The sequence below is a fragment of the Sporichthya sp. genome (assembly GCF_013815995.1).
Classification (GTDB): Bacteria; Actinomycetota; Actinomycetes; order Sporichthyales; family Sporichthyaceae; genus Sporichthya.
In genome coordinates this window covers 1-15,389 of sequence record NZ_JACDFE010000096.1, presented here as the reverse complement: position 1 = coordinate 15,389, position 15,389 = coordinate 1, and the positions used below count along the sequence as shown (strand labels likewise).

General features: G+C 69.9%; 16 protein-coding genes and 1 pseudogene. 12 read left to right on the top strand and 5 right to left on the bottom strand.

From position 1 onward, the window contains the following. Together H0X00_RS12235 and H0X00_RS12230 are read right to left on the bottom strand one after the other, a co-directional pair. Positions 1-1,551, bottom strand: a 1,551-nt coding sequence (locus tag H0X00_RS12235; protein WP_293771186.1) for a choice-of-anchor G family protein, incomplete at its 3' end; no start/stop codon positions are given. A gap of 206 nt (positions 1,552-1,757) precedes the next feature. Next, entirely contained in the window at positions 1,758-3,035 is a 1,278-nt protein-coding gene (locus H0X00_RS12230; RefSeq protein WP_293771183.1) for a hypothetical protein, read from the bottom strand. A gap of 152 nt (positions 3,036-3,187) precedes the next feature. Between H0X00_RS12230 and H0X00_RS12225 the strand changes: the two genes are divergently transcribed. From H0X00_RS12225 to H0X00_RS23840, 11 genes are all read left to right on the top strand, one after another. Next, on the top strand, positions 3,188-4,123 hold the full coding sequence (locus H0X00_RS12225) for a LysR family transcriptional regulator (protein WP_293771181.1): 936 nt from the start codon (positions 3,188-3,190) through the stop codon (positions 4,121-4,123). A gap of 93 nt (positions 4,124-4,216) precedes the next feature. Then, entirely contained in the window at positions 4,217-5,797 is a 1,581-nt protein-coding gene (locus tag H0X00_RS12220) for an FAD-dependent oxidoreductase (protein ID WP_293771179.1), read from the top strand. A 264-nt stretch (positions 5,798-6,061) separates the two neighbouring features. Beyond that, entirely contained in the window at positions 6,062-6,835 is a 774-nt protein-coding gene (locus tag H0X00_RS12215; RefSeq protein ID WP_293771178.1) for an enoyl-CoA hydratase-related protein, read from the top strand. Between the two features lie 145 nt (positions 6,836-6,980). Next, positions 6,981-7,625, top strand: a complete 645-nt coding sequence (locus H0X00_RS12210; protein WP_293771176.1) for a hypothetical protein — start codon at positions 6,981-6,983, stop codon at positions 7,623-7,625. A gap of 12 nt (positions 7,626-7,637) precedes the next feature. After that, positions 7,638-8,540 carry an ABC transporter ATP-binding protein gene (locus H0X00_RS12205; RefSeq protein WP_293771191.1) on the top strand — a complete coding sequence of 301 codons (903 nt, stop codon included), beginning with the start codon at positions 7,638-7,640 and terminating at the stop codon, positions 8,538-8,540. Next, positions 8,537-9,430: a hypothetical protein gene (locus H0X00_RS12200; protein ID WP_293771174.1), complete on the top strand. Its 894-nt coding sequence runs from the start codon at positions 8,537-8,539 to the stop codon at positions 9,428-9,430. The genes H0X00_RS12205 and H0X00_RS12200 overlap by 4 nt, the downstream gene beginning before the upstream one ends. Further along, on the top strand, positions 9,430-10,380 hold the full coding sequence (locus tag H0X00_RS12195; protein WP_293771172.1) for an ABC transporter ATP-binding protein: 951 nt from the start codon (positions 9,430-9,432) through the stop codon (positions 10,378-10,380). Before H0X00_RS12200 ends, H0X00_RS12195 begins: the two co-directional genes overlap by 1 nt. Then, positions 10,377-11,165: an ABC transporter permease gene (locus H0X00_RS12190; RefSeq protein ID WP_293771170.1), complete on the top strand. Its 789-nt coding sequence runs from the start codon at positions 10,377-10,379 to the stop codon at positions 11,163-11,165. Before H0X00_RS12195 ends, H0X00_RS12190 begins: the two co-directional genes overlap by 4 nt. 2 nt (positions 11,166-11,167) lie before the next feature. Further along, a complete protein-coding gene (locus tag H0X00_RS12185) occupies positions 11,168-11,800 on the top strand; it encodes a hypothetical protein (protein WP_293771168.1) in 633 nt (210 codons plus the stop codon). A gap of 2 nt (positions 11,801-11,802) precedes the next feature. Further along, the gene (locus H0X00_RS12180) at positions 11,803-12,243 is read left to right on the top strand and encodes a MaoC/PaaZ C-terminal domain-containing protein (protein WP_293771188.1); all 441 of its coding nucleotides are present in this window, start codon (positions 11,803-11,805) and stop codon (positions 12,241-12,243) included. Continuing rightward, on the top strand, positions 12,240-12,686 hold the full coding sequence (locus H0X00_RS23840) for a MaoC/PaaZ C-terminal domain-containing protein (protein WP_367186579.1): 447 nt from the start codon (positions 12,240-12,242) through the stop codon (positions 12,684-12,686). The genes H0X00_RS12180 and H0X00_RS23840 overlap by 4 nt, the downstream gene beginning before the upstream one ends. A 42-nt stretch (positions 12,687-12,728) precedes the next feature. On the opposite strand, the pseudogene H0X00_RS12175 reads toward H0X00_RS23840, so the two are convergent. Continuing rightward, positions 12,729-13,658 (bottom strand): annotated as a pseudogene (locus H0X00_RS12175) (winged helix DNA-binding domain-containing protein); the annotation flags it as partial. A 214-nt stretch (positions 13,659-13,872) separates the two neighbouring features. On the opposite strand from H0X00_RS12175, the gene H0X00_RS12170 reads away from it, so the two are divergent. Further along, complete coding sequence (locus H0X00_RS12170) at positions 13,873-14,175, top strand: hypothetical protein (RefSeq protein WP_293771166.1); 303 nt, start codon at positions 13,873-13,875, stop codon at positions 14,173-14,175. Here the strand turns inward: H0X00_RS12170 and hypB are convergent. After that, entirely contained in the window at positions 14,165-14,935 is a 771-nt protein-coding gene (hypB, locus tag H0X00_RS12165; protein WP_293771163.1) for a hydrogenase nickel incorporation protein HypB, read from the bottom strand. The genes H0X00_RS12170 and hypB overlap by 11 nt on opposite strands. 29 nt (positions 14,936-14,964) lie before the next feature. Beyond that, entirely contained in the window at positions 14,965-15,306 is a 342-nt protein-coding gene (locus H0X00_RS12160; RefSeq protein ID WP_293771161.1) for a hydrogenase maturation nickel metallochaperone HypA, read from the bottom strand. Positions 15,307-15,389: the final 83 nt, after the last annotated feature.

Genomic DNA, 15,389 nt, shown 5'->3' with positions numbered 1-15,389 from the left:
GGCCCCGGCGTGCGCGCCGGCCGGGCTGTTGCCCATCCGGTTGGCACCGGCCGTGGCGGCCGCACCGGCGAGCATCAGGGCGAGACCAGCCGCAGCGAGCGGAGCGGACTCAGCGGCACCGGTCTCCGGCAGCGGGGTTCCGCTGTCGGTGGTGTCCTCGCCGGCGACCGTGCCCTGGCCCGGGCCGACGCTGGCCGAGGCCAGGTTGACCGTGGCCAGGGTGTTGCCGCCCGGAAGAACCCGGATCTGGATGGCGCGCTCGGTGAAGGTGCCACCGGACTTGTTCTGCACGTTGACCCGGATCGAGAGCAGGTCCTCGAGAGCGGCGAACACCGGGTCGAGCAGGTCGCTGCCCGGGCCGACCAGGTTGTTCTGACTGCTGGTCACTGGCGCCAGCAGGCTGCCGAGCAGGCCGGTCTTGAAGGTGCCGAGCAGGGTCGTCAGCGCGGGGGTCGAAACCGGCACGCCGAGCACGTTCACCACCACGCCCAGGTTGTTGACGGCGTTGGTGATCGACGTGACCAACTTGTCCAACTCGTCCGTGACGAGGTTCAGCACCCGAGTGTTGAGGGCGTCGAGGATCAGGTTGACGAGCTCGGTGTTGGGCGGAAGGTTGTTCAGGTCGAGCCCGAGGGACTGGAGCAGCGCCTCGATGTCCACGTGGATCGTGCCGGTGGTCAGGTTGATGCTCACCGCCCCGCTGCCGAGGGTGGTGTCGACAGCGGCGAGCAGGGTCGTGAGGTTGGGAACGTTCGTGACATCAACGGTGATCACACCGGGAATGCCGACCGCCGTCGCGAGATCCTCGAGAAGGAGCTGGTCCTCCAGGGCGTTGTCCGTGGGCTGAAGAGCCGTCAACTGCGGACCCAGCGTGCCCAGCACGCCGGCGAGCAGCGGGCTCCGCAGGTCCAGCACGAGGTCGGCGATCCGGTAGTCACCAACCTGGTTGCCGTTCTCGCCCTTGGCCTGGGTGGCGTTGGCCGAGATCGCGCCGACGGTGAGGTCGGCATCGAGCAGACCGCCGACGAGACCGGTGCCCAGGGTGGAGCCCAGCACGCCGCCCAGGTCCAGCGTGGCGTTCGAGGCGGGGACGCCGTCCTTGCCACCGACGGCGATCGCGCCCGAGTCGGCGACCGCGCCGGAGGCGCCGATCGCGCTGCCGTTGGACCGGGCGATGGCCGCCTGGTTGACGGCGCCGAGCGTCAGCAGTCCGTTGCCCTTGAGCAGGTTGACCGGGCCGAGCGGCACGTTCAACGAGTTCAGGAGGGTGACGCCGAGCGGGTTCAGCTGGGTGACGGTGGCCGGGCTACCGGTGTTGACGGCGCGGGCGTCGTCGAGCTTGACGATGTCGTCGAGGTCCACGCCGAGCGCGGAGCCGGAAAGGAACCAGCCCCTGGACTGCGAGACGGGCGTGGCGGCGGCCGCGGCAACGCCGGCTCCACTGATAACGGCGCCGGCCGAAACGACGCCGGTGACGGCAAGTGCACCGACCTGGCGCGAGCGATTAGGGGTCGGGCGCTTATGCGCACCCCGTGTGCGGTTAGTGGGCACAGCAAACTCCTCAGGTGTCGATGTCACCGAGGTGTCGGGTACCTGTGCGTCCGCCTTGATGGCCGTTCGGCTGAGTCTTGGACCTAATCGGCCGAGTTTGAAGGCACCTGAGAGAAACGAGAGCGGCCCCGACCCTCGCTCGCAGGGTCGGGACCGCGTCTCGATGTCCGGATTGCTCCGGATCTGGCGGGCTGTGCGGTGTTGAGCTACTTGACGAGGGCCGCCTTCAGGGAGTCGATGACCCCGGCGACGGTCTCGATGTGCACCTTGAGCTCGTCCGCGACCGCAGAGGCCGGGATGACGCCGCCGGTGATCGACTCGAAGAACGCACCGGCCGAAGCGCGGTAGGCGTCGAGGTTGGCCAGCGAGGAGTCCTTCTTGGCCTGGTCGTTGGTGGCGTCGGCGACCGCGTAGTTCACGAAGTCGGTGACGTGCGCGGACCACGAGGCGTAGAACGCGTCGCCCTTCTCCTTGCCGGCGATGCTGCCGACGGCCTTGGAGATGTCCTTGGAGTTGGTGTCGACTGCCTTGGCCGAGGCCGCGAAGGCCTCGCTGTCGGCGCCTGCGGTGTAGGCGGTGAAGACGGCAACGCCGGCCAGGTAGACGTGCGAGGTGAGGTAGTCGGTCAGGGTGGCGCGCAGCGCGGAAGCGTCGTCGTTGGGGTCGCCCTCGCCCTTGGTCGCCTTGTCGACGCCCTCGGCCAGGTAGGCCGCCATCATCGGCATGTGGCCGGCCGCGTCCTTCAGAGCCGCGTAGGCCTTGGTGTCACCGGCGGCGAACAGGTCGACCGCCTTGGCCAGCATGCCGATGTGCTCGTTGAACGAGGCCTCGACGTCCTTGGCCTTCATCGTGCCGCCGGAGATCTTCTCGAAGAAGGCGCCGGAGGACTTGGCGTAGGCGGTGAGGTTGTCGACGGCCTTCTTCTTGCCGTCCGCGTCCTTGGTCTTCGCCGCGACCGCGTAATTCACGAAGTCGGTGACGTGGCTGCGCCAGCGCTCCAGGAAGCCTGCCTCCTCGTCCGGGGCGACGGTGCCGATGGCCTTGGAGACGCGGACCGAGTTGTCGTCCACCGACTCCGCGGCGAGCTTGAACTCCGGGGAGTCCGCGCCGGCGTGGTACGCGGTGGCGACGGCGATGCCGGCCAGGTAGACGTGCTCGGTGAGCAGGTAGGTCAGGCCCGAGCGCAGCTCGGCGGCGGGGGAGTCCGCGGACCCCTTCATCTTCGTCCCGGTGGCGATGCCGCCGGCCAGGGCCTTGGCGGTCATCGGCATGTGGCCGGCGGCCGTGATGGCGTCGGCGAACGGGTTGCCGGTGCCCTTCGGGGTCAGTGCGGCGGTGCTGGTGCTGCCCTGGTCAGTGCCGGAGTCCTTGGTGTCGGACACCGGGGCGGCGATGTCCTTGTCGTCGTCGCCACAGGCGGCGAGGCCGCCACCGAGCAGCGCTGCGGCCAGGCTGGCCGCGACGAGGGAACGTGCAGGCTTCATACGCATTGGAGTCGTCCCTGAGGGTGTGAGGATTTCGCCGGCGCGGGGGGAGCGCCGTTTCTCGGTACCTCTTCGGGGTTTGCGGCCTGCCGGATTGGGCAGATTTGTCGCCCGATAATCGCGGAACGGTCAAGGTCCGTAGGCTCCCGGCCATGTCGGCGCTCCTGCGGGTCTCGCTGCGGCAGCTGGAGTACTTCGTCGCGGTCGGGACGCTGGGCACGATGGGCGCGGCCGCGGGTGAGTGCCAGGTGTCGCAGTCGGCGATCTCCTTGGCCGTCTCCGACCTGGAGCGGGCGCTGGACGTCCAGCTGTTTCTGCGTCAGAAGGCCAAGCGGCTGCAGCTGACCGCGGCCGGGCGCCAGGTGCTCGGTGATGCCCGCCGGCTGCTCGCCCAGGCCGAGGAGCTGCAGTCCACGGCCCGCAGCCTGGGCGGGGACGCCACCGGGCAGCTGGTCGTCGGGTGCTTCCCCTCCCTGTCCTCCTACGTGATGCCGACCGTGCTGGACGCGCTGGCCCGAGAGCACCCGGGCATGGATGTGCAGTTCGCCGAAGGGTCGGTGGCCGAGCTGCAGGGCTGGCTGCACGACGGGACCTGCGAGGTCGCGGTGATGTACGGGATGGGCGTGGACCCCTCCCTGGAGACCACCGACCTCTACCTGGTGCGCCCCCACGTCGAGCTCGCCACCGACCACCCGCTGGCCGCGCGGCGCAAGGTCCGGCTGGCCAACCTGGCCGACGAACCGATGATCCTGCTCGACGTCCCACCCAGTGAGCAGCTCTTCCGGGGCGTGCTGGCCGAGGCCGGGGTGACCCCGAAGATCGCCCGCCGGGTGGTCAGCGTCGACGGGGTCCGGGCGCTGGTCGCCACCGGCCGGGGCTACACCGTGCTGTTGCAGCGTCCGATCGTCGCCGCGTCACCGATCGGGCTGGAGGTCGCGGTCTGCGAGATCGTCGAGCCGGTGTCGCCGGTCGCCGTCCAGCTGGTCCGGGCCGCCGCCACCCGCTCGACCCGGCGCGCGGAGGCCTTCTCGGACGTCTGCCGCCGCTACCTGCACGAGGGCGCGCGCCGGACCGGCATCGCTGATTAGTTTTTCTCATCAAGACGATCAGAAACTTGATATTTACTGATCTTGTGATCCGGGCCACCATGAGCGCATCCCCCCGCGCTCTTGAGGAGTCCCATGGACGTCTACGGCACCCCGCTCAAGCCCTCGCTGCACGAGTGGACCGACCTGATCGAAGGCATCGTCGAGACCGGTGACTCGCCGCTGGTCGGCGAGCCGATCTACAACCTCAACCGCGAGGACACCCGCGAGTTCGACGCGATCATCATCGGCGGCGGGGCGGCCGGCCGGTTCTGCGGCGCGTTCCTCAAGGCCCGCGGCGGCCGCGCGCTGATCGTCGACAAGTGGCCGTTCCTCGGCGGGTCCTGCCCGCACGAGGCCTGCGTGCCGCACCACGTCTTCTCCGACGCCGCCCGCGAGCTCGACCTGAGCCGCCTGATGGCCGGCAAGCTCTGGTACGACAAGGAATGGAAGGACCGCAAGGTCTCGATCCTCGAGGTCCGCGACCTGTTCCTGTCCGGCCGTGGCCTGGCCCACGCGCTGATGAACCTGCAGACCAAGGACCAGCTCAACGTCGAATACATCCTCAACACCCCGGCGAAGGTCATCGACAAGAACACCGTCGAGATCGCCGGCGAGACGTTCAAGACCCGCAGCATCGTGCTGGCCACCGGTGCACGCACGCAGCTGCCGGACATCCCGGGCCTGGAGCAGAAGGGCGTCTACGACTTCGCGACGCTGATCTCCGACCTGGACTACGAGCCGAGCAAGTGCGTGATCATCGGCGGCTCGAAGATCGCCATCGAGTACGGCTCCTTCTTCAACGCCGCGGGCATCCCGACCACGATCCTGACCCGCAGCGGCCTGATGAGCCCGAACAGCCTGCATCACGTCGACGACGACCTGCGCGACTTCGTGGTGGACGGCATGAAGGTCCGCGGCATCGAGATCATCCAGGGCATCGAGCCCCTGGAGGTGACCGGCGACGGCAAGCAGGTCTCCGGGGTGCGCTACCGCACGGCCGACGGCGGCGAGGCATTCGTCGAGGCCGACTTCGTCTTCATCGCCACCGGCGAGAAGCCGCTGTCCGCGCCGTTCGTCGACGCGCTCGGCGTCGAGGTCGACGGGCGGGGCAACATCCAGGTCGACTGGACCTGCGAGACGTCGGTCAAGGGCGTCTACGCGGTCGGCGACCTGATCGGCCCGCCGCTGGAGATGTTCAAGGCCCGCAAGACCGGCACGGTCGCGGCCCGCAACATCATGGGCGAGCACTTCGAGTGGGACTACACCGACTTCGCGGACTTCCTGCACTCCACCTACGAGGTGGTCTGGATGGGCCTGTCGGAGAAGGAGGCCCGGGCCAAGTACGAGAACGTCGTGATCATCAAGATGCCGGTCGACGGCATCCCGCCGGAGGACTTCGCACTGCCGGCCGGCGACGGATCGATGTTCATCGCGATGGCCCGCCCGGAGCTGTCCGGCTTCTTCAAGATCGTCTTCGACGGGGACTCCCGCAAGCTGGTCGGCGCCCACTACGTCGGATTCGGGGTCAAGAACGCCTTCCAGTACCTCGAGGTGCTGATGAAGCAGGGCATCACCATCGACGAGCTCGGCCAGGTCAACGAGCTCTTCCTCAACGACCTGATCCCGCAGCTGTGCCGCCTGCGCGCCGGGAACGCGGTGCTGCGGGACCTGTAGCAGCGCCCGATTATTGGGTTCCTTGGCTCCTGGGTGGGGACAATCACGCCCATTCGGGAATGCTGATCGCTCGACTTCCGTTTACCGTGGTGAGCACGGGCCGGGCACGCGTCCGGGACTGTCAGGGTCCCTACGCTTGTGCCGGTGACCGGCCTCACCGGGACGGAGGCCAGGTCATCCGCTCGTCGGGAAGCCCCCGGTGGTTCGCCACCGGGGGCCTCTCCGTCTCTAGGGCCCTGCGTCGCCCGGGTTTAACGTGTGCACATGGACGCCTACCAGCACCTCGAGGTCAAGCGCGACGGGGAGACCGTCCGGATCACGATGAACCGGCCGAGCCGGCGCAACTCGCTGTCCGAGGACCACCTGCGCGAGCTCACTGCGGCCTTCGACGAAGCCGGCGGGAGCGACGCCACCGGCATTGTGCTGGGGGCTAACGGGCCGGTGTTCAGTGCGGGCCACGACTTCGGTGACGTGTCCTCCCGCGACGTGGTCGGCGTCCGCGACCTGCTCAACATCTGCACCAACCTGATGCAGACGATCCAGAACGTGCCCCAGGTCGTGATCGCCCGGGTGCACGCCCTGGCCACCGCCGCCGGCTGCCAGCTGGTCGCCACCTGCGACCTGGCCGTGGCGGCGGAGTCCGCCGGCTTCGCGCTGCCCGGCGGCAAGGGCGGCTGGTTCTGCCACACCCCGGCCGTCCCGGTCGCGCGCAACATCGGCCGCAAGCGCCTGATGGAGTTGGCCCTGACCGGCGACGCGATCTCCGCCTCGACTGCGGCCGAGTGGGGATTGATCAATTACGTCGTCCCGGACGACCAGCTCGACCGTGCCGTCGACGAGTTGCTGGCCCGCGCCACCCGCGGCAGCCGCACCGGCAAGGGCATCGGCAAGCAGGTGCTCTACCAGCAGCTGGACCGGCCCGAGGCCGACGCCTACGGCATCGCCGTCCCGGTGATGGCGGCGATGTCGCAGTCCGCGTCGGCCAAGGAAGGCATGGCCGCGTTCCTGGAGAAGCGCCACGCCGTCTGGCCCGACTAACCCGCCCGCACCGCAACGGATGTCATCCGCAGAAACTCACAATGGATGACATCCGCAGCGACTCACGACGGATGACATCCGCAGCGACTCACGACGGATGACATCCGCAGCGACTCACGACGGATGTCATCCGCAGGGGAGAGGGATGGACGCCGAACGGACGCGACTGCTGCGTGAACTGCTGGCCGGGACGGAGTGGACCCGCCGCACGACCGAGTTCGCGCGCTCGCTGCGCGGGGCCAAGCACAACGCCGGCGGACTGCTGTTGGTCGGCACTCCGACCGCGGAGCCGTGGCACCTGGCCGCCCACCTGGACGACGAGGCCCGCCTGGCTGGGCTGGCCGAGCTCTCCCCGGTGCTGGTCCGGCACGCCGTGCCGCTCGGGGCACCGCCGCACCTCGCGATCGACCTGAGCCGGCTCGAAGCGGTCCGCCGGGGCGAGACCGTGCTGCTCGCCGCCGAGGACGCCCCGGGCGAAGGAGTGCTGGAGCGAGTGGCCGACGCGCGCCGCGCCGGGGCGACGGTGCTCGCGATGGACGCCGGGGACGGGGAGCTGGCCGGGCTGGCCCACGACCGGCTAAGCGTGGGCCCGGGCGGCCTGGTCGCGGACGGACTGATTGTTCCGGTCGGGGAAGGCTTCGAGATCGCCTCGCACCTGGTCAGCACGGCGGCCGGCGCACCCCTGCCGGGGAGGGGCGTCCGCGCGCGCCTGAGCCGGGCACTCGAGGCCGTCAGCGGGCCCGCCCCCAAGATCCACGACGGCCCAACCGATGAAGGCACAGGTCTATAGGCTCCGGTGGTGATGATCTCCACGGCCGGCCTCACCAAGCGGTATGGAACGGTCACGGCCGTCTCGGAGCTCACCGTCGACATCCCGGCCGGGATCACCGGCCTCATCGGCGCCAACGGCGCCGGCAAGTCGACGCTCATCAAGATGCTGCTCGGTCTGCTGACGCCCACGTCGGGGAAGGCCCAGGTGCTCGGGCACGACATCGGCACCGACGGGGTCTCGATCCGCGAGCGCGTCGGCTACATGCCCGAGCACGACTGCCTGCCGCCGGACATGTCGGCCACCGAATTCGTCGTGCACATGGCGCGGATGTCCGGCCTGCCCCGGGCCGCGGCCCGCGAGCGCACCGCCGACACCCTGCGCCACGTCGGGCTCTACGAGGAGCGCTACCGGCCGATCGGCGGGTACTCCACCGGCATGAAGCAGCGCGTCAAGCTGGCCCAGGCGCTCGTGCACGACCCGCAACTGATCTTTCTCGACGAGCCGACCAACGGGCTGGACCCGAGCGGCCGCGACGAGATGCTCGGATTGATCCGCCGCATCGGCACCGAATTCGGCATCTCGGTGCTGGTGTCCTCGCACCTGCTCGGCGAACTCGAGCGCACCTGTGACCACGTCGTCGTCATCGACGGCGGCCAGTTGCTGCGCGCGTCCTCGACGGCGGAGATCACCGCCAAGGGGGCCGTCCTGGTGGTCGAGGTGACCGAACGCGGCGAGGAGGTCGCCACCGCGTTGCGGATGGCCGGCCTGGAGGCGGTCGCCTCCGATGACACCCTGCAGGTCGGGCTGATCGACGACAGCACCTATGACGCGGTGATCTCGGCGGTGACCCGGCTCGACGTCGGCCTGGTCCGCCTCGAGCGGCCGCGCCACCGGATGGCCGAACTGTTCGCCACCCCGGCGGGTGGCGCATGAGCACCCCCGCAACGCCCCCGCGCGGCGGGGTCATCCACGACCTCGGCTTCCGCCACTACGACGGGCCCCGAGCCGGCTCGCGGGCGATCGCCCAGGCGTTGTACTTCGACACCCTGCGCGGCGCCTTCGGTCTCGGCCGGACCATGAAGTCGAAGATCATGCCCGGGATCCTGTTCTTCGCGATGGTCTTCCCGGCCGTGGTCGTCACGATCGTCGTCGGCGTGGACAACCGGTTCGACCTGCCCGTGGACTACAACGAATACCTGCTGACCACCTCCGCGCTGACAAGCCTGTTCATCGCCGGCGCGGCCCCCGCCAGCGTCTCGCGGGACCTGCGGTTCCGCGTTGTGGCGCTCTACTTCTCCCGGCCCCTGCAGCGGGTGGAGTACGTCCTGGCGAAGTACCTGGCGCTGGCGAGCGCTCTGTTCCTGATGATGGCGATCCCGCTGATCGTGATGTACGCCGGCGCGCTGCTCGCCAAGCTCTCGGTGGGCTCGCAGACGCCCAACTTCACCCGCGCCCTCGGCGGCGCGGCGGTGACCGCACTGCTGGTGGCCGGCATCGCGGTCACCATCGCGGCGATGACCCCGCGGCGCGGCATCGGGGTGGCGGCGATCATCGTGTCGCTGATCGTGTTGGCCGGAGTCGCCGGCACGGTCTCGCAGGTCGGGCTGGAGAACGGTGCCCGGAGCACCGCGGCCTACGGCCAGCTGATCTCGCCCTACACGCTGGCGGCCGGTATCGAGCACGCCGTCTTCGGTGGACCCAACCAGGCAGATGTGCCGCCCCCGGGCGCCGGCGGCGGCCTGGTGTTCACGCTGGTGGCGATCGCGGTCCTGGTCGCCTGCCTCGGGGTGCTGATGGCCCGGTACCGGAAGGTCTCCATCTGATGGCGACGCTGAAGATCGACACGGTGTCCCGGTGGTTCGGCAACGTCGTCGCGGTCAACGACGTGACGATGGAGTTCGGCCCCGGGGTGACCGGTCTGCTCGGGCCGAACGGCGCCGGCAAGTCGACGCTGATCAACATGATGGGCGGCTTCCTGCCACCGTCCTCGGGTGCGGTCACCCTCGACGATGCGCCGGTCTGGCGCAACGAGGGGATCTACCGCCGGATCGGGTTGGTGCCCGAGCGCGAGGCGATGTACGACGGGGTCAGCGGTTACGACTTCGTGCTCGCCAACGCGAAGTTGCACGGCCTGCCCGACGCTGCGGCCGCGACCAAGCGGGCGATCGAGACGGTCGACCTGGTCGAGGCGCAGTCCCGTCCGATCTCCACGTACTCCAAGGGCATGCGGCAGCGCGCCAAGCTCGCCACCGCCCTGGTGCACGATCCGCAGGTGCTCCTGCTCGACGAACCGTTCAACGGCCTGGACCCACGCCAGCGCATCCATCTGATGGATCTGCTGCGGACGATGGGTAAGGAAGGCCGGACCGTGATCGTCAGCTCCCACATCCTGGAGGAGGTGGAGGAACTCGCCAGCCGCATCGAGGTGATGGTCTCCGGGCGGCACGCCGCTTCCGGCGGATTCCGGGAGATCCGCAAGCTGATGACCGAGCGGCCGCACCAGTACACCATCCGCTCCGGCGACGACCGCGCGCTCGCCTCGGCGATCATCGCCGAGCGGTGCGCGTCCGCCGTCCAACTCGTGCTGCCGAAGGGAGCGGGGACCGCCCCCGGGGTCAGCCATGACGCCACCCTGCAGGTGCAGGCCACCGACGTCGGGGAGTTCGTCCGGGTGCTGCCCCGGCTCGCGCTCTCCCGTGGGATCCGGCTCTACGAGGTCAGTCCCGCGGACGAGTCCCTGGAATCGGTGTTCGCGTACCTGGTTGCCCGATGAGCGCCCAGCCGCCCTTGGCCACGCCGCCGAAGTCGGAAACCATCGGCGGGCCGTTTAACCTGACGGTGGCTCAGCTGACCATGCGCGGCCTGCTCGGGCGTCGCCGCGTCATCTTCCTGCTCGCCCTGCCGGGGCTGCTGATCGCGCTGGCGATCCTGATCCGGGCGCTGGCCGGTCAGGACGACGAGGTCACCGCCGGGGTCGCGGGCGGGCTCGGGGTCGCGGTGTTCGTCCCGCTGATGGGCGTCATCGCCGGCACGGGCGCGATCGCGCCGGAGATCGACGACGGATCCATCGTCTACCTGCTGGCCAAGCCGTTGTCCCGGCACACGATGGCGACCACCAAGGCGCTCGTCGCGATGGTGACCATCGTCGTGTTCTCCGGCCTGCCCGCCGGACTTGCCGCCTTCCTGATGTCCGGCGCCGACAACGACCTCGCCCTCGGTCTGCTGGTGGGGGGGTGCGCGGCCGGGATCGCCTACGGGGCGGTGTTCCTGCTGCTCGGGGTCGTCACCCGCAGTGCGGTGCTGTTCGGCCTGCTCTATGCGCTGATCTGGGAGGCCGTGGTCGGCAGCTTCGTGCCCGGGGCGAAGACGCTGAGCATCTCGCAGTGGGCGGCCTCGATCACCGAGGCGATCATCGGCAAGGACACCGCGGAGAGCCTGAACATGGAATCGGCGGTCGACCTCGGCGTCGGGATCACGCTGTTGGTCATCGTCACGATCGGCGCCACCTGGTACGCCGGGCGCAGGTTGCGCTCCATCCGGCTGGCCGGGGAGGAGTGAGCGTGGTGGACCGGCGGCCGGATGCCGCGTTGCTGAACCGTGCCGCGGGGGCGCTGGTGGGAAGCGCGGTCGGCAGTGCGCGTGGCGCCGGGTCCGCAGGGGAGTGGATCGACCTCACCGCGACGACACTGGGCCATCTCGGCGACCCCGTCGGCCTGGCCGCGGCCACCCCCGGCGAAGCCGGTGTGGTGATGTGGTTGCAGGCCATTCGCCACACGGTGCTCACCGGGGAACTGGACGCGCGGATCGGCCTCCGCGGGCTGCAGGGCAACGGGCGCGAGCGGTGGAGCACGTTGCTGGCCCAGGCGGAGCGCGAACCTGCGTCGTCGTTCGATGACGGGGGAGTGGTGCACGCCATCCAGGCCGCGTGGTCGGCGATCATGCATACCCCGGTGCTGCCGTACGACGGGGAGCGGCACCTGGCCGACACCCTGGAGATCTGCGCGCCCCTCGGCGCGACGATCTCGGCCATCGCCGGCGCTCTGCTCGGGGCGTGCCACGGGGTGGCCGCGATCCCGGCGGAGTGGGCCGCGCAACTGCCCGACGCCGACGATCTGGTGCGACGGGCCCGGGAGCTGGCCGAGGCGAGCTGGGCCGTGGACCCGGACGACGAACTGTTCAACCTGCCGGAGTGAGCATGATCTACGCCGAGGACCTCACAGCCGGGCAGGAGTTCACCTTCGGGTCGATGACCCTGTCCGAGGACGAGATCGTCGACTTCGCGAAGCAGTGGGATCCGCTACGGATCCACACCGACCTCGCGTACGCGAAGGAAGGCCCGTTCGGCCAGGTGATCGCCAGTGGAATTCACACCCTGGCCGCCTACCAGCGGATGATGGTCGACGGGTTCGGCTACGACATCGCGCACAAGGCCGGACGTGAGCTTCGGCTCAACTTCCGCCGGCCCGTTCTGGCCGGCACCACGTTGCACGGGCGCACGCGCATTCTCGAGGTCACCTTGCGTCCCGCGCGCGGGGACGCCGTGATGACGATGTTCGGCGAGGTGCTCGATTCCGGCGACAACGTCGTGCTGGAGATCCACATGGAGGGCGTCATCCTGATGCGGCCGGCCGCATGAAGAAGTACTACGCCGACGACCTGCAGGTCGGGACGGAGTTCCCGTTCGGCCGCTGGCCGCTGACCGAGGCGGACATCATCGCCTTCGCCAAGGTCTACGACCCGCAGCCGATCCACATCGACCCCGTGGCCGCGGCCGCCGGCCCGTTCGGCGGCATCATCGCCAGCGGGCTGCAGACCACGGCGATCTACCAGGCACTGCTGGTCGACGCGCTCTGGAACGACGTCGTCGGCAAGGCCGGCCGGACCGCGGACGCCCGCTGGTTCCGCCCTGTGCGGCCGGGTATGACCCTGACCGGGAAGTCGACCGTGACCGGCCTGGAGCTGCGGCCCGACCGCGGGGACGCGTTGATCTCGCTGTGCTCCGTGCTGATCGACGCCGACACCGACGAGCGGGTCTGTCAGGTCGACGCCACCGCGGTGCTGTTCATGCGAGGAACGTGACCGCGGGTTCCACGCCCGGCGCAGGAAGCCGAACAACCGCCGTCCCTCTGCCTCGATCTCGCTGGTGTCGGCGCGATTCAGCTTTGCGGACTGACGCACCGTCAGTCTGCTCTTCTCGTCCCGGCCGGTGATGGCCCAGGTGGCGCGGACCGAGCCGTCGACCAGCACGGTGCCGATGTGCCCGCCGGGGCCACCGACCAGCATCTCGTGATCCGCATCGGCGATCACCCGCGAGCGGTCGTCGTAGGCCAGCAGGGCGTTCTCGTACTCGGGTGCGAAGCGGACCGGGGCGGGGGTGTCGGGATCAGGCAGTAGCCCGTCGGGCACATCGAAGAGGTCGGCGCCGTCCTCGGTGCGGAACCGGCGCAGGTCGAGGCTCTCCACGACCTCGCGCAGGCGGCTCACCCCGGACCAGGTGGACACGTCGGCGATCGTCGCTGGGCCGAACGCGGTGAGGAAGCGGCGGACGATCTCGGCCGGACTCGCCGGTGGTGCCGGCGCGACGCCGACCAGCCAGGCCTCGACGGGGGTCAGCGCGGACTTGCCCGCCTTGCCCCACACCCCGCGCGGCGTCGGCTGCACGACCGGGTGCAGGTAACCGAACGCCCAGGACAGGTCGGTGCCGTCCAGGTCCGGGAACTCCCACTGGAGCAACGGGCCCAGCTCGGCCCGGGTGCGTGGCTCCTCCGCGCACAGCTCGGCGGCCCTGGCCAACGCGGGCGCGATGTCGTGGCCCTTGAGCGCCCTGCCCCACGCGGTGGTGGCGAAGACCCGTTCGAGCAGCGGCTGCACCCACGGCCGCAGCGCCCGCGCGTCCGCCGCGCTGACGGTGTGGATGGTTCCGCGCATCAGCGTCATGCGCACCACGGTGCGCTCGAGCATCGCGGCGGACAGGTCGTCGGTGCGGAAGGCGTTCAGGCGGTTCCACAGCGCGAGGTACGGCACCGCCGGCACCTGCCCCTGCAGCCCCACCACGTGCTCGACCGTCTCGACCACGACGAGATCGGAGCGGTCCAGCAGGAGCTGGCGCGCCAGCGTCGCGCGGCCAAGGGCCTTTCGGGAGAGCGTCGGGTGCACGCCCCCATTCTGACCACGCCACTGAGCGACAGGGTTGAGACGGAGGAGGTGGCGCCGGGGCCCGCGAATCGCCCCAACCCTTTCAACGTTGTCGCTCAGTGGACTTTCGTTGCCCTCCCACCATGGCGCCTCGTACCCGGGCTCGGCCCGCGTCGCGCACGTCCTGCAGACCGCGGTGTCGATCTTCACCGACTTCCGCTACGAGTGGGAGTTCGCGACCGAGGACGGGCTGCACGTGGTGCTGGAGTTCGCGGCGAAGATCGGCGGCCTGGATCTGAAGGGGATCGACATGATCGCCTTCGACGCGGACGGGATGATCGCGCACTTCGAAGTGATGATCCGGCCGATGAAGCCCCTGGCCGCGGTGGCCGAGCGCATGGGCGCGAGCATCGACCCCGCGATCATGCGCTGACGCGCGTCGCCACCCGCTCGCTCAGCCAGGCACACCACTCGTCCACGCCGGCGCCGGTGCGGGCGCTGATCTCGAGCGTCCGCACGCCGGGGTTGACCCGTGTCAGGTTGGCGTAGAACGCGGCGAGGTCGAAGTCGAGGTGGGGGAGGATGTCCACCTTGTTGACCAGCACCAGGTCGCACGCGCGGAACATCACCGGGTACTTCAGCGGCTTCTCCTCGCCCTCGGTGACGGCGTAGACCATCACCCGGGCCTGCTGGCCGATGTCGAACTCCGCGGGGCAGACGAGGTTGCCGACGTTCTCGACCAGCACCAGGTCCAGTTCCGCCAGGGGGAGGCGGGTCAGGGCGGAGCGGACCATCGGGGCGTCGAGGTGACACTCGCCGCCGAAGCCGTTGCCGGTGTTCACCAACTCGATCGTGGCGCCGAAGCCCTGCAGGCGGTCGGCGTCGAGACTGGTCTCGATGTCGCCCTCGATGACGCCGATCCGGGTCCGGCCGGACAGCCGGCGCAAGGTCTCGGCGAGCAGCGTCGTCTTGCCGGCGCCGGGGGAGGACATCAGATTGATCGCGAAGACGCCGGCCGCGGTCAGGTCCGCGCGGTTCTGGCCGGCGACGCGGTCGTTCTCGTCGAAGATCCGCTCCAGCACGTCGATCCGGTCGGACCCCGTGCTGTAGCCGGAGTGATCGCCGTGGTCGTGCCCGTGGTCCTCGTCGTGCGTATGGGCGGTGCCGTCCTCGTGCCGATGAAAGCGACCCATGGGCCCGTCCTCTCCGAGTAGGCCGTTCTCTAGGCGGGCGCGAACTCCAGCGCGGTCACGACGAACTCCTCGCCGGCCAGCACCGCGACGTCCAGACCGCCGCAGGCCGCGCACGCGAAGGTGAACGAGTCGGTGAGGCCGAACTCCGCGGCGCAGGCGCGGCAGGACAGTCGCGCCGCGACCCGCTCCACGTCGAGGACCGAGCCGTCCAGCGCGGTGGAGGCGGTGAGCATCGACCAGCAGAACGTCAGGCTGTCCGGGACGACCTGGCGCAGTTGGCCGATCTCGAGGTGGATGACCTCGACGGCCCGGTCGCCCGCCCGCCGCGCGGCGATGTCAGCGATGGCCCCGCACAGCGAGAGCTCATGCACGACGGGCCTGAGTCCGCGTGGCCTTCGGCGCCGCACGCTTCGGCGGCGCGTCGGACTCGGATACCGCGGTCGCGAACCGCTGC

Coding starts and splice junctions, on each gene's coding strand:
- H0X00_RS12230 (WP_293771183.1), bottom strand. CDS start 3,035: ATGAAGCCTGCACGTTCCCTCGTCGCGGCCAGCCTGGCCGCAGCGCTG.
- H0X00_RS12225 (WP_293771181.1), top strand. CDS start 3,188: ATGTCGGCGCTCCTGCGGGTCTCGCTGCGGCAGCTGGAGTACTTCGTC.
- H0X00_RS12220 (WP_293771179.1), top strand. CDS start 4,217: ATGGACGTCTACGGCACCCCGCTCAAGCCCTCGCTGCACGAGTGGACC.
- H0X00_RS12215 (WP_293771178.1), top strand. CDS start 6,062: ATGGACGCCTACCAGCACCTCGAGGTCAAGCGCGACGGGGAGACCGTC.
- H0X00_RS12210 (WP_293771176.1), top strand. CDS start 6,981: ATGGACGCCGAACGGACGCGACTGCTGCGTGAACTGCTGGCCGGGACG.
- H0X00_RS12205 (WP_293771191.1), top strand. CDS start 7,638: ATGATCTCCACGGCCGGCCTCACCAAGCGGTATGGAACGGTCACGGCC.
- H0X00_RS12200 (WP_293771174.1), top strand. CDS start 8,537: ATGAGCACCCCCGCAACGCCCCCGCGCGGCGGGGTCATCCACGACCTC.
- H0X00_RS12195 (WP_293771172.1), top strand. CDS start 9,430: ATGGCGACGCTGAAGATCGACACGGTGTCCCGGTGGTTCGGCAACGTC.
- H0X00_RS12190 (WP_293771170.1), top strand. CDS start 10,377: ATGAGCGCCCAGCCGCCCTTGGCCACGCCGCCGAAGTCGGAAACCATC.
- H0X00_RS12180 (WP_293771188.1), top strand. CDS start 11,803: ATGATCTACGCCGAGGACCTCACAGCCGGGCAGGAGTTCACCTTCGGG.
- H0X00_RS23840 (WP_367186579.1), top strand. CDS start 12,240: ATGAAGAAGTACTACGCCGACGACCTGCAGGTCGGGACGGAGTTCCCG.
- hypB (WP_293771163.1), bottom strand. CDS start 14,935: ATGGGTCGCTTTCATCGGCACGAGGACGGCACCGCCCATACGCACGAC.